Genomic DNA, 21,443 nt, shown 5'->3' on the forward strand with positions numbered 1-21,443 from the left:
ACGCGCCCAACTCCGCACGAGGTTCAGAAGGATGGCAAATACCGAAGAGCTGCCATCGCGGCGAACCCGAACGCATGAAACTCAGTACCGCGCACAAGGGCCGAACCGACCCCGAGTTGGCCGGCCGACTCCAAAACAACCGTGATCATGGCCTTTTCCGACGCCGATCCTTGATCGACCGATCGGCGATCGACCGAGACGATGGTTGGCCGGATACCGGACCGCCCCGACGCTTCATTGAGTGCGTCGAGAATCGCCTCCCGGATCGATACCGGGTCAGGGTTGGAACGACGAACTGAACGCCGATGCGGCCCAACCCTTACTGCGACGTCGCAATAGGTAGGACCCTCGGAAACCGCCACAGCAAGGTCGACAGGATCGGATTCGGGATTCTGACCTTGCAGGCCGGTTCGCTTCGTTTGGTTGACCGGTGGTCTGGCGGAGACAGACTGAGGGGCCGGTTCCATCTCGTCCGGTTCAGGACCAGAGTTTATCGTAATCGCGTCCACTTCTGACTGATCTTCTGCCGGTTGGTCGGTGACCATCGGGACGATGGGAGAGAGAGATCCTCGATCGCCCTCATCGACAACCACGGTCAGTCCGCGGCTCGTAAAGAGTTCCTTGATGGCCCTGGCGACGAGGGACCGATCGGCGTCAGCTGCCAACACGACCCGGACTCCGGTGGGACCATTCTCAGAAAGTCTGACATGCGCCTGCTCAATTCCGGACAAACCGAGTAGTGACTCTTCGAGCGGTTTCATCCGCTCAGCTTCCGTTGCCGACCGCGCCAGGCAAGAAAGTCGACGACATCACGGGCGGGAATCGGAGTATGCGAATTCCCATAGACAGTGGCGGTCCGCCACGACAGGTACTCGTTCGAGAAGGCGCCCGAGCTCGCCCGCATACTCATCATCGCTCGCAAACCCTCCCACCATACAGATGGGTGCCGAAGCACCGCCACCGCCATCCTAAACATCTGGAACCTTCCTGCGCCCGCCGACGATGATAACCCCTAGGAGCCTTACAAATTACTGTCTGATAGTCTGACGGTCCGTGAGAAAAGGGAGCAAAACCGGTGCAGGTCGGGATACCAGAACCGCAGGAGTTGGCGAAGTTTGCCGATCGACACAAGGCGATCGCGACAAACGTGGCACGGGTGATTCAGGGCAAACGTGAAGTAATCGACCTACTCATCGCCTGCCTGCTCGCCGAAGGCCACGTACTTATCGAAGATGTCCCCGGCGTTGGCAAGACTCAACTCGCGAAATCTCTGGCTCGATCCATCGAGAGCACCTTTCAGCGGATCCAATTCACGCCCGATCTGCTTCCTTCCGATATCACGGGGGTCAGCGTCTGGAATCGGCAGATCAGCGAGTTCGAATTCAAGGGCGGCGCGATTTTCGCCAATGTCGTGGTTGGTGACGAAATCAACCGGGCATCACCAAAAACCCAATCGGCCCTCCTCGAAGCAATGGAGGAACGCCAGGTCACCGTCGACGGCACGACCAGACCACTTCCCCCACCGTTCATCGTCATCGCCACCCAGAACCCGCTCGAACATGAGGGAACCTATCCGCTCCCCGAGGCCCAACTCGACCGATTCATGATGAAATTGGTCATCGGATATCCAGAGCGCTCGGACTCCGTTCAAATCCTGGACCGACATGGCATGAGCTCACAGTTCGACGAAATCAAGCCTGTCGTGACGGGAGAAGACATCAACGAGATGATCCAGGTTGCCCGTCGCATTCATGTCGCCGATTCAGTACGCGAATACATCGTCGACCTAGTCGAAGGCACCCGCCGAAACGCCGAAATCCTGTTGGGCGCCTCCCCCCGTTCGGCGCTGTTCATTCAACGCGTGTCACGGGCCAGAGCAGCCATAGACGGGCGCGAGTACGTGACTCCCGATGACGTGAAATTGGTGGCCGCTCCGGTCTTGGCCCATCGAATGATTCTTCGTCCGGAGGCCCACATGCGAGGCACGACCATGGAATCGGTCATCGCTGGTGTTATCTCGCATCTGCGAGTTCCTGGCATGAGCAAGCCGACCTGATGCTGACGGACCGGGGCTGGGGTGCCGCAGGCGCTGGACTCGCTCTGGTGGCCCTGTGGGCCGCTCTCGGGGAACTCGAGCTACTGGTGACTGCGGTGCTTCTCTTTGTTGGCATCGGATTTGGTCTGGTGTATGTGCGATTGTCCCAACCCCGCGTTTCGATCGTTCGCCAGATCAATCCTTCGCTCGTATACGAAGGCGACCAGGCCATCGTTCAGGCAACTATCACAAACAACGGTCGATTCCGGGTCATCAATCCGACGGTAGAGGATGAAGTGGGTGGGCTGGGCGCCGCACGCTTCCATGCGTCGGCCATCAAAGCCGACGAGTCCGTCGTAGCCAATTACCAGATCGTGTGCCGCCCAAGAGGCATCTACACGGTCGGACCGGCAGTTTTGGTTCTGCAGGATCCGTTCCGGTTCGCCAGGCGTCGGTCGATCGTAGGATCGTCTGACCGCCTCGTGGTCTACCCCGAAGTGGAACGGTTGACCGGCTTTCCGATCGTACGGGGCAGGGATCCCGCGGTGCACGCCTCCCGACCCGAGTTCTCCCATCGTGGCGGCGAGGACTTCTTCACCATCCGCGAGTACCGCACCGGCGATGACCTACGCCGGGTGCATTGGCCAACATCGGCCAAACGTGATCAGCTGATGATCCGCCAGTTGGAAACGCCGTGGCAGTCCCAGGCGCTTGTGATGCTCGACGTTCGCGCCAGCGCCTACTCGTCGCCTGCCGCCTTTGAAAAAGCCGTGAAGGGGGCGGCGTCCGTAACAAGCCATCTGTTCAGTTCTGGCTTCGAGACTTCCGTATGGACCGGAGCCGTCGCTCTCAGTCCTGGAGAGCCTTACGCAAAAGTCATGGAAACGTTGGCCGTCGTGCGACCCTCAACCACCTTCGACATAGTCGCGGCGGCCACCCGGCTCCAGAAATCGGGCCGGGGCGGGGCGCTCATCATCGTCACGGGGCGCCCTGACGATGACCTCATCGCAGCTCATCGGCTGCTCAGCCGTGATTATCCATCGACGATCGCCCTCACCGTCTCGGCCGGTGCCGAGGCCGTCTCATTCCAACAACTCGGCGCGGTAACGCTGAACGTCGAGCCCGACCAGTCCTGGGCTGCCGCCTGGCTCACTGCAACGAATCCATCATGGTCTACCGTTTCAGCCGGCTGATCCTTCTGCTGTCGGTGGCCTTTGCCGTCCTGCGGCTCGGCAGCCTGCTCAGGCCGGCCGAATCTGGTCCACCTTGGCAGCTCGTACTCGGCGCAGCCTTCTTGATGGGCTCGGCCATCACCTGGCTCGTGGTGAACGCCCGGCTTACCTCGATGTCCTACTTCACCGCCAATTTGCTCGGCTATGTGCTCGCCTCGCTCCGCATCATGGCTCCGTCCACGCTCATGTTCGGAATTCTCCCCACCGGAGCCACCCGGGAAGTTTTGATAGACGAACTGGATTTCGCCATCGAGCTCATCCGATTTGGTTCAACCCCGGTTCTCCCGGTCCGCGGCCTCATCGCGGTGATTGCCCTGGCGTTCTGGATCTTCGGGGCGTTGGGCACGTGGGGCCTCGCATCCCGGCGGCCCGCCTGGGCACTTCTGCCGCCCCTCATGCTCAGTCTCCAGCTCGCCACGATCGACCGGCTCCCCAGTCGTACGAGCTTGATGATGGCTTTCGCCTTGTTGGTCGCTTTGAGTCTCCTGGCGATCGCGGTCGATGAGCGCCGGCAAGGGACCGGCCGTCTCCGCGACCGACAAGGCGGCGCCCGGCCTCGTACCGGACTTTCGGTTTCGGTCGTGACCGTGGTGGCGATAGTGGCCGCTGCCGTCATCGGCAGCACCACATTGGCCGGACTCGTACCTGCTTCCGGGCTGCTCGAGTGGCGCTCCCGCTCCGGCCTCGGCGGCGGTATCTACGGCGGAGTGTCGTACAACCTATTTGTGTCGATAACCCAATCCGACCTCCTCTCGCTGAGTGCTGAACCAGTGTTTGTCGCCCGGGTAGCCGGTCCGGTCGATCCCGGGTCGCTCTATTGGAAGCTCATCAGTCTTGAGAAGTTCGACGGGACGAACTGGTATCCGGGCGACCAAGGGTTCACCCGACCTGCCGGTTCGCTTGGATACGGAAGCGAGGATCACAAGTATCAGGGCAATACCGTCTCCATGGCACAAGTGATACAAATCCTCCAACTCAAGGCGAACTATCTGCCGGCGCTGGCCGGCGTATCCGCCATGGAGTCCGACAACCGTCTCCTCGACGAATCGTTCTCAGTACGCGAAGACGGCTCGCTTCGGTTCGACGCACGGACGTTTTCAGGACTGACGTACTCGGTCGAGTCCCAGGTGCCGAACGACTCGATCGCGGCCCTCGCCACCCTGCCGGACGGACGCTTGTCTCCCCTTTTCGAGGCTGCCGGCGAAGCCGGACTCTTCCAGGCCATCGCCGTTCCGACGACGGAGCGATTCCGCCCGCCGGATCTTGGCGACTACACCGATCTGCCGGCCGATATCGACCCTCGCATTGCGGCCCTGGCCAAAGAACTCACGGCGACAGCCACCACACCGTTCGAACGAGCGGTAATGCTGGAGGCCTTCTTCCGGGACCCGGTCCAGTTCTCATACTCGGTCGACATCGAGGCCGGCCACTCGGCCACCACCCTGGCCGATTGGCTATTTGAGAGCAGCAGCCCAAATTTCCGGATCGGCTATTGCGAGCAGTTCGCCACGAGCATGGCCGTTATGGCTCGAGAGCTCGGCATTCCATCGAGGGTCTCCCTCGGCTTCACACCTGGCGAGGTTGACGAGGATGGTCTGGTCATCGTCCGTCAACGCAACGCACACGCCTGGGTCGAGTTGTGGATGGACGGCCATGGTTGGGTGGAGTTCGATCCCACGCCGCGATCGGACGGCATCAACCCGGCGACGAATCTTGGGTTCGATCCTCGTACGGTGACACTACCGGCCATCGACCCGGCCGACCCGAACCTCGCCCCAGGCCAGACACCCCAGGACATCCAGGATCTGCTGGACCGGATCAATGACAATCCGGATGCCAGCCCCATCGTTCCCCTCCCGACGACACGGGGACCGCTGTCGATCCCGAATGCCGTATGGTGGGTGTTCGGAGCCATCCTGGCAATGTCGCTCATCCCGGCATCGAAAACGCTCCGCCGGAGGGGCCGCAGAAAGCAGGCTCTTTCGGGCGACATCCGGGCGGCCTGGTCGGACATCTTCGACCGACTCGTCGATCTCAAACATCCGGTTTCAGGGCATCTCACTCCGGCCGAACTAGCCCGAAATACCGAACCATCCCTGGTTCCACTCGCCATGGCTTACGGCGCTGTCACCTATGGCCCAGACCGACCCACCGGGCTGTCAGAGCGTCAAAGAAACATCTCGCTTTTCACGCACGCCGACAGCTGGATCAAAGCCAAACACACCAGAAGTGAACGCCTGCGCGGCTTATGGAATATCCGGTCGGCGAGAAGCTAACCGGAGGCGGCATCTTCTCCGCCTAAGCGGAGAATGTCCAGGAATCGTTCACGGTCGAGCTCAAAACGAGTCACATCATCTTCGACTGACCGGGCAATCTCATCGATCGCCACGAAGAAGGCCAGCTGACCCGACTTCAGCGCGTCAAGGAGTTGATCGTCGTTTTCCACCACCCGGAATATCGAAACACCATCAGTGACAAGCTTCACATCGGCAAGATGCGTTTCCATGTCGGCATTTCGACGCAAATAGTCCCAGGCACGCCGGACGCGCTGGACGGACATGCCGTTGTCAAGCAGGCTCCGTACCACCCGAAGAGCGACGAGATCACGAAACGAATACAGACGACGAACACCGGGACGACCACCGGTCGATTGAATCGATGGTCGGACCAGATCGACGCGGTCCCAATACCGAAGCTGATGTAAAGAACAGTTCGTCAGTTTTGACGACTGCTGCGCCGAGTAACCCTCTTCCAAGACATCTCCAAAACCAGTGGCGGCGATGTAGTAGGTGCCGCGTCTTGCCTCCGTGAAGCCGATGAGTCATCCTCACGCGGCCCCGAAGCGATACCCTAGCGCAACTTATCAGGGTGTGATTCCGTGAGAACAGGTTCGTTTAGGAAACGATCAATCTTCGGCGCGGGCATCGGTTGAGTGGCGACGATCGACGACTTTGGGCCGCCTCCCTTGCACGATGGCAAACACCGAACCAACCATGACGATGAACCCAATCGATGCCACGATCGTGTCCTTTGGAAACATATAAACCAGAAACACCAGGCCGATAACGGCCAGAACACCAGCAATCCGCAACCGCCCAACGCTCATCGGCACCCGCGCGATATTGCGGACTGCGTCCGCCAAATCCGGGTTCTCGTCGTAGAACTGGCGTTCTATCTCGTCGAGGATCCGCTGCTCGCGATCATCAAGGCCCATTGGTGCATACTCCGAAAACGTCGTGAGGCCAGTATACGTCAGCCCGCGGCTATATCGGAGGTAGGGTTTTCTTTTTTCTGATGAACGACGGCAGGGACGACCGCGTCGTGGCCGAACCGGTCCCGGATTTCGCCGACCGCCTCGGCCAGGTCATCCCAGCTGGCCGGTCGGTCCGTGGCGAGTTGATGGACAGCCTGGGAGGTCGGAACCAGGGCCGATCCGCCAACTCCGATCAGCCGGACCCTTCGCCCCTGAATACCCGCTCGATCAAGTAACTGAACCGCCGCATTCATGAGATCCTGGCCGACTGCCGTCGGAGACGGCAGCGTCAACGATCGGCTGATCGTTTCGAAGCTATCGAAGCGAATCTTGATCGACACCGTCTTGGCCTCCATGTGAGCTTGCCGGAGACGCGTGGAGAGACGATCGGCGTGTCGCTTTACCTCGTTTCGAATCTCCTCGTCAGATTGAAGATCTTCGTCGTACGTTTGTTCATTCGAGATCGACTTGGCCTCACCATGCGGTTCGACGACCCGATCGTCGATACCCATTGACAACCGGTAGAGAGAGCTCCCTGCGGACCTCCCGAACGTCCGTTGCAGGGTCCTGTCACCCACCCCGGCAAGGTCACCGATGGTTTGCACACCTAATCGCTCAAGCCCCGCATACGTGGCTTCCCCGACCCCCCACATGGCTCGAACATCAAACGCGTGGAGCACTGCCAGTTGGCGTTCCGCCTCCATGACAAATATCCCATCTGGTTTCGCTTTGCCACTGGCCAGCTTGGCAAGGAATTTGTTCGAAGCGATGCCGCACGAAGCAGGAATTCCAACCTCGTGCCTGATCCGCTTGCGAAGGTGAACCGCCACGGATCGACTGTGCGGGTAGAGCAAGGTGAGGCCCGACACGTCGAGAAAGGCCTCATCGATGCTGAGCCGCTCGACAACCGGTACCTCCTCTTCTACAAGTGAAAAGACCTGTCGTGATACCTCGCCATAACGACCGTGATCTGATGGGATGAGTACCAACTTTGGGCACAGGCGTTTGGCTCGAACGGTTGGCATCGCCGAGTGAACTCCGAATGCTCTGGCCTCGTACGAGGCTGCCGCGATTACGCCGCGATTACCTCCGCCTCCGACCGCCACCGGTTTTCCCTTCAGCGTCGGATCGAACAGCCGCTCGCATTCCACAAAGAACGCGTCCATATCGATGTGAATGATTGGCTCGGCGAACCGCATGTCCCCAGCCTACCGCTCCGATCTCCCTCCGATCGGCCGGGGTTTGGTCCACCGCCCAACGGTTGGAGACTTCTACACTCGACCTCCATGGCCAATCTCATCCATCTCGTTCGACATGCAGAAGTTCACAATCCTCAACACCTCGTCTATGGCCGGCTCCCCCAATTCGGGCTGTCTGAAAGGGGGCAACGACAGGCTATCGAAGCCGCCCGTTACCTGGCCGGTCAACCCATCGTGGCCGTGTGGTCATCTCCACTGGAACGGGCACTACTAACCGCCAGCACCATCAGCGCCCGACACGGCCTGCCTGTACGAGTTGAGGAGAACCTGACCGAATGGGCTCTGAGCGACCTCTGGGCGGGCATCGTATGGGAAGACCTTCCAGAGCGGAGACCGGGCGAACTGGAGGCCTATCTGGCGCACCCATGGGACCTACCGTTTTCCCCCGAGTCACTCCAGGAACTCGGAGACCGTATGACCTCTGTCATCAGGGCCATAAACGAACGACATGCCGAGGGTGACGTCGTCATCGTCTCCCACCAGGACCCGGTTCAGGTTGCCCGGTTGGTTCTCACCGGAACCCCGCTCTCCGCACAACACACCGACAAGCCAAAACACGCCACGGTCCACACCTTCCAGCCATCGTCGGACTGGAAAGAGGCCGCCCGCTACGACCCTGAAGATCAAGAAGCATTCCCCCCAACTGAGTCCGTCGATCCCACTGAGGGGCTCGCCTAGACGGAGGTCGATCCCCCCAACCAGCAAAGCGAGTGACCGGGGGGAAGGGACCCATCGCCGAAACTCGATGGGAAGGAGGCTCGCTCCCCCCACCAAGCACGTAACCTGCCTCACACCGCCCCCAGCTGACAGGCTCCCTAACCCAGCCCTTGCAGGAACTCGCGATCCGTGTCAAAGGCGAGAGGTGGTAGTGCGTCGAGGTGGAAGTAGTCGGCTTCTTCGGCGTCGTCACCGGCAAGCAAAGCTCCGCCGGTAACCAACCCGGCGAACCAGATGCCAATGGTGAGTTTGTTGGGGTCGTGAAAGTTGGAGGCAACATGCAGGACATCGCCGATCTCAGCAATCAATCCGGTCTCTTCCAACAGCTCTCGTCGAGCAGCTTGCCTGACATCTTCGCCGTAGTCGACAAACCCGGCCGGAACAGACCAATACCCGGCTCTGGTCGCTCCCTTGGCCCGCTTGACCATGAGAATGCGACCGACCGTGTCGATGATCACGACGGCCGCTCCGACCCCTGGGTTTCGAAAGTGAACGAAAGAACACGATGGACACGACGCTCTCGGCTTGCCACCTTTGACGGCCACCCCAAGTTCGCTTCCACACCACGGACAGAACGTGTACGCACCTGGCCATTGGTGGGAGTGTGTCATAACTGGCATGGTACCGACCTGAGGTTCGAGACACACCCGGAGCAGCCATAATGGAGCCTATGCGACGCGGCACCGATACCCCTCCCACTCTGACCGGCGGTCTGCAAATGGTCGCGGCGATCACCACCGCCGTCGGGGCGGCTTTCTCCTCGGGCGCCACGGATCGGCAACTATTGGTCGGCCTCGGTCTCCTTCTCATCACCACAGTCGGCTTGGTCGGCCTCTTTCTCGCCCGCGGCAAGTGGGCCCGTCGATTCCTTTGGGCGCCACTTGCCGTCGAATCAGCCATGTTCGTCGTATTCGATACGGGATGGATCCCGCTGGCCTTCACTGCCCTGGCCGGCGTGGCGCTCGGTCTGCCGTCACTCGATGGCTGGGTTCGTCAACTCCGCAAGGCAGTTGCCCCTCCCAACGCCGCCGTACTTCTTCCGCTGACTCTCTTGGGTTCTTCTGCGGTCATCGGATTGCTCCGCGAACCAGGTCTTTGGGATTGGGCATTTTGCACGACAACTGTCGTGGTCGCCTGGTCATACGGCCGCGCTCACCTCGCCACCTTGTGGAGCCTCAGGATGATCTACCCGGTCCTGGGCCTTCTTGTGGCCTTCAGTGTCCCTGGGTGGCCCTCGCTGGCCATCGCTGCGTTCGTGACCGTCTGCTCGGCGCTCGCTTGGTCTCCAGGGGCCCTGCGGGCGGTACGCCCACTCGAGGCCCGGCGCGTTGATGCCCGGCCGGTGTTCGCCGAAATGACCCCCCCAGGCCTCATGGAAGAGATCGGTCGAGACCGTCACGGAAGGAAACATCCATGAGGCGCTATCCGAATCCCTGGTTCGCCATACCAACGTTGGTCGGCACGCTCATCGGGGCGGGCCTCGGTTGGTCGGTAACGAGCGCCACCTGTGGGCCGGAATCCTGCCCCGGCTGGGCAACCGTGGCGGCGGTTGTATCAGGGATCATCGCCATGGTGGGCGTCGGGACCGTGATGGTGCTCGCGATGCGGTCAGCCGAGGAATTCCGAAACGCCACGGCCGACCGCCGCCCGGAGTCAGGCCCTGGTTGCGAAGTCCCAGAAGATCCGGTCTAACGACCGAGGACCAGCGCCACGTTGTGGCCTCCGAACCCGAACGAGTTCGACATCGATACGCTCACGTCAGCTTTCCTCGGCTGGTTGGGTACGTAGTCCAGGTCACACTCTGGATCGGGGGTTTCAAGGTTGATCGTGGGAGGCAGAATACCGTTGCGCATTGCCAAAAGCGTCAGTACGGCCTCGGCAGCACCGGCTCCGCCCAGCAAATGGCCGGTCATCGATTTGGTCGACGAAACGGCCAGGTCGTAGGCGTGATCGCCAAATGCCAGCTTGATCGCAGCGGTTTCCGTCGCGTCGTTGGCGGCCGTCGAGGTTCCGTGTGCATTGATGTATCCGATGGCCTCAGGCGGCAAATCTGCATCTCGCAGCGCGGCGGTCATTGCGGCGGCCGCTCCGGTCCCGCCTGGCCGGGGCAAGGTCATGTGGTAGCCGTCTGACGACATTCCGTAACCGAGGATCTCCCCATAGATCGTCGCGCCGCGCTCCCCGGCTGCTTCGTAATCCTCCAGGACAAGCGCAGCTGCACCCTCGGCCAGTATGAAGCCATCGCGATCGGAATCGAAAGGCCGAGAGGCGCGCTCCGGTTCATCATTGCGAGTCGAAAGCGCTCTCGACTGATTGAAAGATCCCATTGCGAATTCATTGACGGCCGCTTCGGATCCGACCGCAACCATCACATCGGCTGCTCCCCGACGGATAATTTCAGCCGCGTCCCCGATGGCATTGGCTGACGCCGCACAGGCGGTCACGGTACACATCGACGGACCGAGCAGGTTATGGGCCATCGACACCACGCCGGCGCCCATGTTGGAAATCAGCTTGGGAATCGTATACGGATTGATGCGGCCGGGACCCCGCTCACGCAATACGTCGAGGCCCTCGATAAACGAGTCCATCCCACCGATCCCCACCCCGAGAACCACTCCGGCACGGCTCGCGGCCGGATCACCTTCTTCAAATGCAATCCCGGCGTCGGCCATCGCTTGATCGGCCGCGACCCGGGAAAACTGTGCAAATCGGTCGAGTAGTTTGGCCTCGCGTGACCCGAAGTACTCGGCGGCATCGAACCCTTTCACCTCGCCGGCAATCTGTGTGGCAAGCCGATCAGGATCGAAACGGGTAATCCGGGCTACCCCCGACCGACCCTCCATGATTGCCGTCCAGGTCGAGGCAACATCATGCCCGAGCGGGTTGATGGTGCCAAGACCCGTTACCGCTACGCGCCGCCGGGACATAGGAAGCTACGAAGCGAGTTTGGCGATGACGATGTCAACCGCCTGCCCGACGGTGGCGATGTCCTCGGCCTCTTCGTCGGGAATCGACACGCCGAACTCATCCTCCAGGGCCATGAGCAGCTCAACCACGCCAAGGGAGTCGACTTCGAGATCTTCTTCGAAACGAGCCGCATTATTCAGCTTGGCCTCATCGAGGCCTAGCTCGGACACAAGCAACCCGTTCATTCGTTTTTCGATTTCTGCACGATCCATGTTCGGATCCTCCTCCGTAGGTGTATTTCTATGTCTCAGAGAGCTATTCCGCCATCAACCACGAGTACGTGACCAGTAATATAGGCGGCCTCCGGAGAGGCAAGATAGCCGACTGCGCTGGCAACTTCTTGCGTTGTTCCCAATCGGCCAACCGCAATGCTGTCGGTCACGGCCGATTTCGCCCCTTCTCCAAGGGCATCTGTCATGTCGGTTTCGATGAATCCCGGGGCAACGACATTCACGGTGATATTGCGTGATCCGACTTCTTTGGAGACCGATTTGGAGAATCCAATGATGCCCGCCTTCGATGCGGCGTAGTTCGCCTGACCCGGATTGCCTGCGATACCAGATACCGAGGACACCGAAATGACGCGACCCCAACGCGCCCGGACCATGCCCTTCATGGCGCGGCGCGTACACAGATAGACAGAGGACAAATTCGTAACCAGGACGTCTGACCAATCAGCTTCGCTCATTCGCATCAGGAGACCGTCGCGGGTGATTCCTGCATTGTTCACAAGCACCTCTACGGGCCCGAAGGCAGATTCGACGGTCGTGAACATGGCCTCGACGGCCAACGCATCACCGACGTCAGCCCCGACCGCGATGGCCGTTCCTCCGGTCGCGACGATGGCAGCCACCACTTCTTCGGCTGCGTCAGCCCGCGTGCTGTAGTTGACGGCGACCCGATGCCCGTCGGCCGCCAATCGCTCACAGATGGCCCGACCAATGCCCCGGGATCCGCCGGTGACGAGAGCGACTCGTCCCGGCTCGCTCATGGGTTGCCGGCTCCGTCGCCAGGAACATCATTACGCCCGAAGTAGTCGAGGTTCGGTTGAATCAGGTCGATGCCGGTGAGATCACTCGAAGGGAACTCCACCTGATAATCCTCGATTGGGGTAATCCGATCGCCCCACTGAAACGTAGCGGCCGCCCACGTCAATCCAGCCCCGAACGCGGCAAAAACCAGCTTGGCACCCGGCTGAATTCGCCCTTCTTCGAGGGCTTCCGCCAGGGCGATCGGGATCGTCGCCCCTGACGTGTTGCCGTAGGAGGCAATGTTCACAAACACTTTCGACTCGTCGAGTCCCAGGCGACGAGTCGCCGCATCAATGATCCGTACGTTGGCCTGATGCGGGATCATGAGATCGACATCGTCGGCTTCCCAACCGGCCTCTGCCAGAACTCGTTCCGACGAATCGGCCATCATGGTGACTGCTCGCCTGAACACTTCGGAGCCGCCCATTTGAATCGCCCGGTTCGAGGTAACCGGTTCATCGGTATAGCCACTGATTCCGCTTTGCGGAGCCCATAACAATTCTTCGGTCCCAACCTCAAGACCCATCTCAGAAGAGATGAGACCGATGGGTTCATCCTGCTCGACCGCCTCGAGCAAGACTGCGCCGGCTCCGTCGCCAAACAGGACAGCCGTCGTGCGATCGCGAAAGTTCACATATTTGTGCAACTTTTCCGATCCAATAACCAGAGCGCACTTGCTGGTGCCACCCTTGATCATGTTCGTGGCCACGATCAGCGAGTACAAAAAGCCACTGCAGGCCGCGTTGAGGTCGAAAGCAGCCGCGTTCGTAGCGCCCAGTTTGGTTTGCGCCCAGGCGGCGGCCGACGGCAACAACGTGTCGGGCGAACAGGTTGCCAGCACGATCAAGTCAACATCTTCGGGCGTCTTACCGGCCGCCGCGATGGCTTGGCGACCGGCGAGCGCCGCCATGTCAGAAGTTTCGACTTCGGCAATCCGACGTTCTTTGATGCCGGTTCTTGTCGAAATCCACTCATCCGACGTGTCCATGATCGTCTCAAGATCGGCGTTCGACAGGATCGCAGGAGGAATCGCCTTCCCCCACCCGGTGATGGTCGCGTATCGCACTGGCTACTCCTCCAAGAAACTTGTTGGGTGGACTCTAGAGCGCAAGTCGGTCAACCGCAGCCTCAAGCGACGCCGGGTCATTCACAATAAGCACTTCTGCGCTTGGCGCCGACCGTTTGGCCATACCGGCCGTCACGTCCCCTGGTCCCACATGTACAAAGACGTCGACCCCCGCCTCGGCCATGTTCGCCAAAGACTCCTCAAAGCGGACTGGCGACGTTAGCTGTTCAACCAGAGTGTCCCCCACCGGCCCGACCAAGGGTGCGGCAGTCACATTTCCGTATACGTCGAATCGAGCCGTCCCAAACGCTACGTCCGCAACGGCGGCGGCCAACTCCCGGGCAGCGGGAGCCATGAAAGGCGTATGGAAGGCTCCTGCCACGTTGAGCTTGACCGCCCTTCTGACCCCGAGATAGCGAGCGTTGTCGACCACCCAGTCAATATCGGGTTCGCCACCAGCCACCACCACTTGACCGGGAGCGTTGAGGTTGGCAACCCACAGACGACCCCCGGATTCCCGCCGTTCAGCAGCGATCGCTTCGGCAACGTCCGGGGCAGCCCCCAACAGGGCAGCCATCGCTGACGGCTCCCGGTCGGCGGCGGCAGCCATCGCCTGGCCCCGCTTGGCAACCAGTCGCAGACCGTCATCAAAACTCAGAACCCCGGCTGCCGTCAGTGCGGTGTATTCGCCGAGCGAGTGACCAGCCGCGGCGATCGGGGGGATACGCACTCGTTTTGAAAAAGCCTCCCATTGAGCGAAGGCGAGGGCGTAGAGAGCCGGCTGAGCATGCTCCGTCCGGGTGAGTGCGTCTTCGGGGCCATCGAGACACATCTGCTTGAGAGACCAACCAAGAAGCTCGTCTGCTCGATCAACGAGAAGACGAGGATCCGCTTCGAACAGGTGACTCCCCATACCGACGTATTGGGCACCCTGACCTGGAAAGAGCAATGCGTAATTCATGGAACACCTTCTTCGACTCGGCCAGGTTTGACCAGGTTACTCAGTGGACCCGCAGTCGGTCGGGAGGGTTCGTCTTGTCTCGAACAGGTGTTTACACTCCCCTCTCCCCATCAAGGTATTACCCATCGTGTCCATTCAGATCCCGACGCTCGCTACCACCGAACTACCTATTCCCGAGCGATTCGGTCGTCTATACGATCTCGCCTACAACCTCTGGTGGAGTTGGGATGAGCCCGGAGCCGACCTTTGGCGAGCGGTTGATACACAACTCTGGGATCGGTACAGGAATCCGGTCGAAATGCTCGGAGCGGTCGACCGTGCGACCTGGCAACGTCTGGCCGAATCGGAATCCTTTGCCGATCAGTATGCAAACACCGTTCGACGTTTTGACGCGTACATGTCAGCCAAGGACACCTGGTACAAGCGAAATCACGGGACCGGCGATACCTCGGTTGCCTATCTTTGCGCAGAGTTCGGCATTCATTCGTCGTTGCCGATGTACTCGGGTGGCCTTGGTGTCCTCGCCGGTGACCACACGAAATCTGCCTCAGACCTCGGTGTGCCATTCGTCGGCGTCGGACTCCTGTACCGGCGCGGGTATTTCCGCCAGCAGATCGGTGCGATTGGTAGTCAGCAGAACCTGAACCCCATCCTCGACATAGCCCGCCTGGCCGTCCGACCGGTGGCCTCGCCGACCGGCGGACATCTCAAGGTCTCCCTCGACTTTCCAGGGCGGGTCGTCAAAGCCGCCGTATGGGTTCTGTCCGTGGGGCGGGTCTCGCTGCTCCTCCTCGATACCGACATCATGGAGAACGATCCGTCGGATCGGCCGATTACCTCAATGCTCTATGTACGGGGCCGCGAAGCGCGGTTCTGTCAGGAATACGTTCTCGGCGTCGGCGCCGTACGAGCCCTCCAAGCTTTGGGCATTGAACCTGCTGTCTGGCACGTCAACGAGGGCCACGCCGCCATGAGTCTCCTTGAGCGTATCCGTGAACATGTGGCCGGTGGCATGAAGATTGACGAGGCAGAGCGGGCGGTCCGTTCCAGCACGTTCTTCACGCTCCATACACCTGTCCCGGCCGGAAACGAACGCTTCGATTTTGGCCTGGCCGAAAAGTATCTCGGGCATTGGCCCAACTCGGTCGGCGCAGATCTCGATCACCTCCGACACCTGGCCAGCTCTCGCAAGGGCGACTCCACCATGTTCGACCTTGGCGCTCTGGCAATCGGACTGGCGAGTTCGGTCAACGGCGTGTCGGAACGACACGGAGAGATCGTCGACCGTGATTGGTCCCACTTGTTGACCACACCGGGATACGGCATCACCAACGGAGTTCATCCGCCCACCTGGCTAAGCAGACCTCTCAAGCGTCTGATCCGGGAAACGGTCGGGGCGGATTGGTCGACCAGCCTCATCGAAGACCCCAAGACGGCCGATATCATCCGCGACTTGCCTGACCAGGAGGTCTGGGACGCCCACCAGAACCGCAAGGATGTGCTCTCCACCTTCGCCCAGGGACGAATCCGGAGCCAGCTCGCCCGACACGGCGGCTCCCCCGACGAGCTCCGCTCGGTCGACCGGATGATGCCTTCTGACCGGTTGACCATCGGCTTTGCTCGACGGTTCGCTACATACAAGCGGGCCACCCTCCTCTTCCATAACGTGCCATGGCTCCAGGCGATACTCACAAACCCGGACCGACCGGTCCAGCTGGTGTTCGCCGGGAAGGCTCACCCGGCCGACCAGGAGGGTCAGGCCCTCATCAAACACATCCATGAGTTGTCTCACTCACCCGAACTCAAAGGCCATGTGTACCTGCTCGAGGACTACGACATTCGGATGGCCAGGTTCCTCGTTCAGGGGGTCGACGTCTGGCTGAACAACCCTCGCCCTCCTGAGGAGGCCTCGGGCACGTCAGGGATGAAAGCGGCCATGAACGGCGTCCTCAATCTGTCAGTTCTTGACGGCTGGTGGATCGAAGGATTCAACGGAAAGAACGGCTGGGCGTTTGGACACGAGACAGACATTGGCGACCACGGCAAACAGGACGCCGAGGATGCGATCGCTCTTTACCAGCTACTTCAGGAACAGATCGTACCGTTGTTCTATGACCGCGACGACAGTGGCATTCCACTTGGCTGGGTGCAACTCATGAAGGAAGCTATGGCCTCAAGTGCCGGCGACTTCTCGTCACTTCGCATGGTCGCCGATTACGTATCAAAGGCGTACGTTCCGCTCGGTCTCTGACGCCATCATCTCACGAATCGAGCGGACCGCCTGGCCGATCCGATGTTCGTTTTCCACGAGGGCAAATCGGACGAAGCCTTCTCCATGCGTGCCAAACCCCACCCCGGGCGAAACCGCCACATTGGCGTTTTCGAGCAGATGAACCGTGAAGTCGAGCGATCCCATGTGCGAATAGGCCGGCGGGATCGGGGCCCAAACGAACATCGTGCCCTTGGGTTTCTCGATCACCCAACCAGCCCGATTGAGGCCATCAATGAGAATGTTGAGCCGTTTCTCGTAGATGGCATTGACCTCGAGGACGTGATCGTCACCCTCATTCAGGGCGATGATGGACGCAATCTGAATCGGCTGGAACGTGCCATAGTCAAGGTATGACTTGAGTTTGGCCAACGCACCGACCATTTCCCGATTCCCGAGAACGAAACCGACCCGCCAGCCGGCCATTGAGTGGCTCTTGGTAAGCGTGTACAGCTCGACTCCCACGTCCTTGGCGCCGGGCGCCTGCAAAAGAGATGGCGGCCGATATCCGTCAAACGCGATATCTGCATATGCAAAATCATGAACCAGGAAGACGTCATGTTCCTTGGCGAAATCGACCAACCTCTCGAAAAAATCGAGATTCACACATACCGTGGTGGGGTTGTGAGGAAATGACGTGATGATGACTCTTGGCCGCGGCCAGCTGTCCAGGAACGCCGCTGCCAAGGCGTCGAAGTACTCGTCTCCGGCTGACACCGGGACCCTGCGGACCTCAGCCCCAGCCAACAACGGCGCATACATATGAATGGGATAGGACGGTTCGGGTACGAGCGCTACATCGCCCTTCTGGACGAGCGTCCACATGAGGTGCGACAGCCCTTCTTTGGCGCCGATCGTGCTGATGACTTCGGTTTCCGGATCGAGAGTGACGCCGAACCGACGCTGATAGCGATCGGCGGCCGCCTTTCTCAGGTTGGGTATTCCGCGTGATTGCGAATACCGATGGTTCTTACCGACCTGGGCGGCTTCGCACAACTTGTCGACGACGATGTCCTGGGTAGGAATATCCGGATTACCAAATCCCAGATCGACGACGTCTCGACCAGCCCGACGGGCCTCAGCTTTCAGCTGATTGATCTGGGCGAAAACATAAGGCGGTAGGTTTCCTATGCGACGGAACTCCAACAGATTCTCCTCGTGACAGGACCCAGCTTAACGGGTCCTAGCTGGCGAAACGGTCCAGGATCTTGCGAAGCCTCGACGGCATGAGGTTGGTACCAAGGCCGACCAGGTTCTCGATCAAGGCCAAGACATCCTGGCTTCCATCCCAGTGTTCGGTTATGACGTCGCGGCCCGCCGTCTTGATGAGGTGATTGAGCGAGTAGGCGATGAGGAGTAGGTCGTCGGTCTGCCCGATCACCGGGATATCCGGGATGAGATCAAGCGGAGTCACCAGATAGGCGAGCGTGCCGACCATCAGCACCTTCGAACGAACCGGAACCCGGGGATCACGAACCAAACGCACCAGAAGCTTGGCGAGGTTCGGAAGCGCCAGTGCCCCTTCGAGCAGGATCGGCCCATAGCGCCGAAGCACGGTCCCATCAGGGGCTAACACGTCGTCAGGTCGTAGAGGTTCTGCCATACGACGACAGGATACCGCTTTATGGGTTGCTTACGAGCCAATGCCCTGCCAAGCCTGCCCCAACTGCACCGCCGGCCGCCCCCAGGTGACGCTTTACGATGGTCGGCGTCGGTCGGTGACCGGCACCCTCCAGCGCTGCCAGAAAGGCGATCCTGGCCGGGCCGAGCACGAGATCGTCGGCCTCGGCGACCGCACCGCCGATCACAAACAACTGGGGATCAAGGACGGCGGCCAGGGAAGCCAAACCTCGTCCCAGCCAGTCGCCCACCAGGCGGTACGCTTCGACAGCCGCCCGATCACCGGACAAGGCCGGTCCCAGCAGATGCCGGCCGACGGCCCGATCGCCGCCGGCCAACTGAGCCACGGCGCCCTCGGGCTCGTCTTCAACGATCCGACGGGCGAGTTCATCGAGCCGTCGACCTGAAACGAGGGTTTCCCAGCAGCCCCGGTTCCCACAAGTGCACACCAGGCCGCCCGGATCGACAACCATGTGGCCGAATTCCCCGGCAAAGGCGTTACCGCGATACACCTCACCGTTGGTAATGATCCCACCGCCGATGCCGGTTCCCAGGGTTAGCACGACGACATGGTCAAATCCTGCCGCGACGCCGACCGTTACTTCGGCGAGTGCCCAACAGTTGGCATCGTTGTCCACCGCGACCGGGAGGCCAAAGCGATCCTCGGCAAGATCCCCGAAGGCGAGGTTCTCACCGGGAACGTTGGGTCCCCACGCCAATCGGCCGCTCCGGCTATCGACGAGGCCCGCCACTCCAAGGCCAATCGCGACGGTTGAAGGCGTAATGAGGGAGTCGACGATCTCAAACGGTTCGATGAGCATGGCCGCGGCATTTGTCGGGCGGGGTCGGATGACGAGGTCTGAGATCATTCCATCCGGGGTAACTCGACCCGCGACCATCTTGGTACCGCCCAGATCAACCCCGATCGCGACTGGACCGCTCAACCGGTGGTCTCTTCTAAGGAGAACCGTACTTTGAGTTCAACACCAGACAACTTCGCTCCGGTCACGATCCGTCGCTTCAGCGAATCCGGGAGGATAAATGCCCGGCGGTACGGGCCGACGGTTACGTACAGCTCGTCTCCATGCCGTATGACATCGAGCTCGCCCTCATCTGCGTACCCGACGGTCAACGTCATGATGACGTCACTCCCTTCCTCGGTGACGACGAACGGTGGCCTCGCTTCATAGCTGGCAATCGGATCATGATCCCCGAACAACTCACCGCCCAGAATTCTGAGCCGGTCGAGCCCGACCATCTCTTCGTCAAACAGGCGTAGCCGGAGCCGGCTCGTATCGGGGAATGATTCGTCAATCGACACGAGGTGGCGGGCCTGGACCCGCTGCCATTCCTTGAAGTACGGGTCATCGATGCTGTCGGGGAGTACCCGGTTCACGATGACTGCGTCAACCGCGTATCCGAAGAGACTGAGGTAGCTGTAGGTTCGCCTTGCCTCATTGACGACCATCTTCTCGGGGTTGATGACGATCCGGGCAGTCGTGATCGAGCTGTCAGCGAGCAAACGTTTGACGGCCTCGATGTTCGCAAAGATGTTGTCAGCTGCTGCAAACACCGCCTCTGAGGGCATCGGAAGCTTCGTGACCCGCTCAAGCACTGGTCGGGCCGCCCGCATGATCTTGCGTTCGGTCGGCATCACCCGTTCGAAATACCACGACAGAACCTCGGGGAGGCTGAGCAGTCGCAGCGTCTCGGCCGTTGGTGCGCAGTCGACCACGATCACGTCATATTTGCCGGACCGAACATGGTCATTGACCTCAAGGAGAGCAAACAGCTCATCCATGCCAGGAAACACCAGAAACTCTTCGGCTTCGATCCCGGTTACCCCACCCCAATTGAATACGGCCTTCAGTTGGTCGTCTATCTGACCCCAGTGTTTGGCGAGTTGCCGCTGACCGTCAATTTGCTGACCGTCGAGGTTGGGGACCACCTCGCTCGGCGTGTCCCCGAGTGGAAGATCGAACGCGTCAGCCAGACTGTGAGCCGGGTCGGTCGATGTCACGAGCGTCCGATACCCGGCATCGGCCGACGCCAACGCGGTCGCGGCTGAAACGGTTGTTTTCCCTACGCCACCTTTGCCGGTGACGAGCAGGACCCTCATTCGCGCGCCAGTGACTCAGCGCGGCGTTTGAGCCCCCGCAAGGCAGTTGAGACGAGCGTCTTTTCGGCTTGTTTCCGCAAAAACCCCGGGATCACGAGGGTGGTCTCGACCTGAAGGGCGTAGACGACAGATGTGCCCCCGTCATCGGTCTCAGAGAATTCGTATGAGCCTTCCATCGCCTCTATGTCCGGCCCGGGAACGGCGGTCCATGACATGAGATGAGGCGCTTCATGCTCGTAAACCAGCTCATAGCTGATCTCCTTGAGCATGGCGTCGACTCGAAACTGAGCCCGGCGCGGCGACCCATCGGCATCCGTTTCAAGCACCTCGACACCTTTGACACTGTTCGCCCAGTCGGGATAGAGCGCCAGGTTTGCGGCGACTTCGTACACCAACTCTATGGGGGCACTGATTTCGATGTTCTGGACGGTCCCGTCGGACATGTTGGTACCTCTGACTTGCGTTCCGTAGAGGCTAGCGGAGCACCGGGCTACCTGGACCGGGGTTCATCCGGGTTAGAAGCGGTCGGGAAGTTCGAACGGACGCCCGGTAGCCCGAAAGTAGCCCACATTCTGACAGTGTGTCGACCCGATCTTCCAGCGGGCGGCCTGGGGTTGATGGACGTCACCGAACAGGTGGTATTCGGGCTGAGTTGCCTTGACGTAGTCGAGTAGTGCCTGACTGGCCCGCTCCCGGTGCCCGGTGATGACGTCGACCCGGAGGGGGTCAATGGCCGGCGGAATGTGGGAGCAGAGAATATCCACGTAGCCGAAACTGCTCAACATCGATTCAACGTCAGATTCTGAGACCGAGATTGAGCCCTCCAGCGGAGCCGCATGGGCACCACCGACGAAGCCGATGCGATAGCCGGCGAACTCCACGACTTCTCCATGAGCGAAGGACATCTCGGT

Annotated in this window: 24 protein-coding genes; 7 read left to right on the top strand and 17 right to left on the bottom strand. The window is 60.5% G+C overall.

What is annotated here, in order from left to right:
• Positions 1-23: 23 nt before the first annotated feature.
• Both JJE47_06055 and JJE47_06060 read right to left on the bottom strand, forming a co-directional pair.
• Positions 24-761 carry a hypothetical protein gene (locus tag JJE47_06055; GenBank protein MBK5266983.1) on the bottom strand — a complete coding sequence of 246 codons (738 nt, stop codon included), beginning with the start codon at positions 759-761 and terminating at the stop codon, positions 24-26.
• Positions 758-976 (bottom strand): hypothetical protein, encoded by a 219-nt coding sequence (locus JJE47_06060; protein MBK5266984.1) that lies wholly within the window; start codon positions 974-976, stop codon positions 758-760. Before JJE47_06060 ends, JJE47_06055 begins: the two co-directional genes overlap by 4 nt.
• A gap of 111 nt (positions 977-1,087) precedes the next feature.
• Between JJE47_06060 and JJE47_06065 the strand changes: the two genes are divergently transcribed.
• From JJE47_06065 to JJE47_06075, 3 genes are read left to right on the top strand one after another with little or no spacing between them, the layout of a single operon-like run.
• Positions 1,088-2,056 (top strand): MoxR family ATPase, encoded by a 969-nt coding sequence (locus tag JJE47_06065; GenBank protein ID MBK5266985.1) that lies wholly within the window; start codon positions 1,088-1,090, stop codon positions 2,054-2,056.
• Complete coding sequence (locus JJE47_06070) at positions 2,056-3,228, top strand: DUF58 domain-containing protein (protein ID MBK5266986.1); 1,173 nt, start codon at positions 2,056-2,058, stop codon at positions 3,226-3,228. Before JJE47_06065 ends, JJE47_06070 begins: the two co-directional genes overlap by 1 nt.
• Positions 3,204-5,543: a DUF3488 domain-containing protein gene (locus JJE47_06075; protein ID MBK5266987.1), complete on the top strand. Its 2,340-nt coding sequence runs from the start codon at positions 3,204-3,206 to the stop codon at positions 5,541-5,543. The genes JJE47_06070 and JJE47_06075 overlap by 25 nt, the downstream gene beginning before the upstream one ends.
• Here JJE47_06075 and JJE47_06080 read toward each other — a convergent pair.
• The 3 genes from JJE47_06080 to JJE47_06090 form a co-directional block, all read right to left on the bottom strand.
• Entirely contained in the window at positions 5,540-6,049 is a 510-nt protein-coding gene (locus JJE47_06080) for a MerR family transcriptional regulator (protein MBK5266988.1), read from the bottom strand. The two genes, JJE47_06075 and JJE47_06080, sit on opposite strands and share 4 nt — an antisense overlap.
• A 123-nt stretch (positions 6,050-6,172) precedes the next feature.
• Entirely contained in the window at positions 6,173-6,481 is a 309-nt protein-coding gene (locus JJE47_06085; protein MBK5266989.1) for a DUF3040 domain-containing protein, read from the bottom strand.
• 38 nt (positions 6,482-6,519) lie between these two features.
• Entirely contained in the window at positions 6,520-7,719 is a 1,200-nt protein-coding gene (locus JJE47_06090; protein ID MBK5266990.1) for a DNA polymerase IV, read from the bottom strand.
• A gap of 87 nt (positions 7,720-7,806) precedes the next feature.
• Between JJE47_06090 and JJE47_06095 the strand changes: the two genes are divergently transcribed.
• Positions 7,807-8,457 carry a histidine phosphatase family protein gene (locus tag JJE47_06095; protein MBK5266991.1) on the top strand — a complete coding sequence of 217 codons (651 nt, stop codon included), beginning with the start codon at positions 7,807-7,809 and terminating at the stop codon, positions 8,455-8,457.
• A gap of 137 nt (positions 8,458-8,594) precedes the next feature.
• Here the strand turns inward: JJE47_06095 and JJE47_06100 are convergent, their stop codons facing one another.
• Positions 8,595-9,107 (bottom strand): NUDIX hydrolase, encoded by a 513-nt coding sequence (locus JJE47_06100; GenBank protein MBK5266992.1) that lies wholly within the window; start codon positions 9,105-9,107, stop codon positions 8,595-8,597.
• Positions 9,108-9,166: 59 nt separating this feature from the next.
• Here JJE47_06100 and JJE47_06105 point away from each other — a divergent pair, with 59 nt between their 5' ends.
• Both JJE47_06105 and JJE47_06110 read left to right on the top strand, forming a co-directional pair.
• A complete protein-coding gene (locus JJE47_06105; protein MBK5266993.1) occupies positions 9,167-9,913 on the top strand; it encodes a hypothetical protein in 747 nt (248 codons plus the stop codon).
• Positions 9,910-10,188: a hypothetical protein gene (locus JJE47_06110; GenBank protein ID MBK5266994.1), complete on the top strand. Its 279-nt coding sequence runs from the start codon at positions 9,910-9,912 to the stop codon at positions 10,186-10,188. Before JJE47_06105 ends, JJE47_06110 begins: the two co-directional genes overlap by 4 nt.
• Here JJE47_06110 and fabF read toward each other — a convergent pair.
• The 5 genes from fabF to fabD are packed head-to-tail and all read right to left on the bottom strand — an operon-like array spanning position 10,185 to position 14,524.
• Positions 10,185-11,426 (bottom strand): beta-ketoacyl-ACP synthase II, encoded by a 1,242-nt coding sequence (fabF, locus tag JJE47_06115; GenBank protein ID MBK5266995.1) that lies wholly within the window; start codon positions 11,424-11,426, stop codon positions 10,185-10,187. The genes JJE47_06110 and fabF overlap by 4 nt on opposite strands.
• Before the next feature lie 6 nt (positions 11,427-11,432).
• On the bottom strand, positions 11,433-11,678 hold the full coding sequence (gene acpP, locus JJE47_06120; protein MBK5266996.1) for an acyl carrier protein: 246 nt from the start codon (positions 11,676-11,678) through the stop codon (positions 11,433-11,435).
• A 35-nt stretch (positions 11,679-11,713) separates the two neighbouring features.
• On the bottom strand, positions 11,714-12,457 hold the full coding sequence (gene fabG, locus JJE47_06125; GenBank protein MBK5266997.1) for a 3-oxoacyl-[acyl-carrier-protein] reductase: 744 nt from the start codon (positions 12,455-12,457) through the stop codon (positions 11,714-11,716).
• The gene (locus tag JJE47_06130) at positions 12,454-13,563 is read right to left on the bottom strand and encodes a ketoacyl-ACP synthase III (protein ID MBK5266998.1); all 1,110 of its coding nucleotides are present in this window, start codon (positions 13,561-13,563) and stop codon (positions 12,454-12,456) included. The genes fabG and JJE47_06130 overlap by 4 nt, the downstream gene beginning before the upstream one ends.
• Positions 13,564-13,597: 34 nt before the next feature.
• Positions 13,598-14,524 (bottom strand): ACP S-malonyltransferase, encoded by a 927-nt coding sequence (gene fabD / locus JJE47_06135; GenBank protein MBK5266999.1) that lies wholly within the window; start codon positions 14,522-14,524, stop codon positions 13,598-13,600.
• 127 nt (positions 14,525-14,651) lie between these two features.
• On the opposite strand from fabD, the gene glgP reads away from it, so the two are divergent.
• A complete protein-coding gene (gene glgP / locus JJE47_06140) occupies positions 14,652-16,775 on the top strand; it encodes an alpha-glucan family phosphorylase (protein ID MBK5267000.1) in 2,124 nt (707 codons plus the stop codon).
• On the opposite strand, the gene JJE47_06145 is transcribed toward glgP, so the two are convergent.
• The 6 genes from JJE47_06145 to JJE47_06170 all read right to left on the bottom strand — a co-directional run bounded on the left by JJE47_06145 (position 16,746) and on the right by JJE47_06170 (position 21,413).
• Positions 16,746-17,942 (bottom strand): aminotransferase class I/II-fold pyridoxal phosphate-dependent enzyme, encoded by a 1,197-nt coding sequence (locus JJE47_06145; GenBank protein MBK5267001.1) that lies wholly within the window; start codon positions 17,940-17,942, stop codon positions 16,746-16,748. The two genes, glgP and JJE47_06145, sit on opposite strands and share 30 nt — an antisense overlap.
• Positions 17,943-17,976: 34 nt before the next feature.
• Entirely contained in the window at positions 17,977-18,396 is a 420-nt protein-coding gene (locus tag JJE47_06150; GenBank protein ID MBK5267002.1) for a DUF1232 domain-containing protein, read from the bottom strand.
• Between the two features lie 19 nt (positions 18,397-18,415).
• On the bottom strand, positions 18,416-19,357 hold the full coding sequence (locus tag JJE47_06155) for an ROK family protein (GenBank protein MBK5267003.1): 942 nt from the start codon (positions 19,355-19,357) through the stop codon (positions 18,416-18,418).
• Positions 19,354-20,532, bottom strand: coding sequence for an ArsA family ATPase (locus JJE47_06160; GenBank protein ID MBK5267004.1), 1,179 nt, complete (start codon positions 20,530-20,532; stop codon positions 19,354-19,356). The genes JJE47_06155 and JJE47_06160 overlap by 4 nt, the downstream gene beginning before the upstream one ends.
• On the bottom strand, positions 20,529-20,975 hold the full coding sequence (locus JJE47_06165) for an SRPBCC family protein (GenBank protein MBK5267005.1): 447 nt from the start codon (positions 20,973-20,975) through the stop codon (positions 20,529-20,531). The genes JJE47_06160 and JJE47_06165 overlap by 4 nt, the downstream gene beginning before the upstream one ends.
• Positions 20,976-21,047: 72 nt before the next feature.
• On the bottom strand, positions 21,048-21,413 hold the full coding sequence (locus JJE47_06170; GenBank protein ID MBK5267006.1) for a hypothetical protein: 366 nt from the start codon (positions 21,411-21,413) through the stop codon (positions 21,048-21,050).
• Positions 21,414-21,443 lie beyond the last annotated feature (30 nt).

Source organism: Acidimicrobiia bacterium (assembly GCA_016650365.1).
GTDB lineage: Bacteria > Actinomycetota > Acidimicrobiia > Spongiisociales > JAENVV01 > JAENVV01.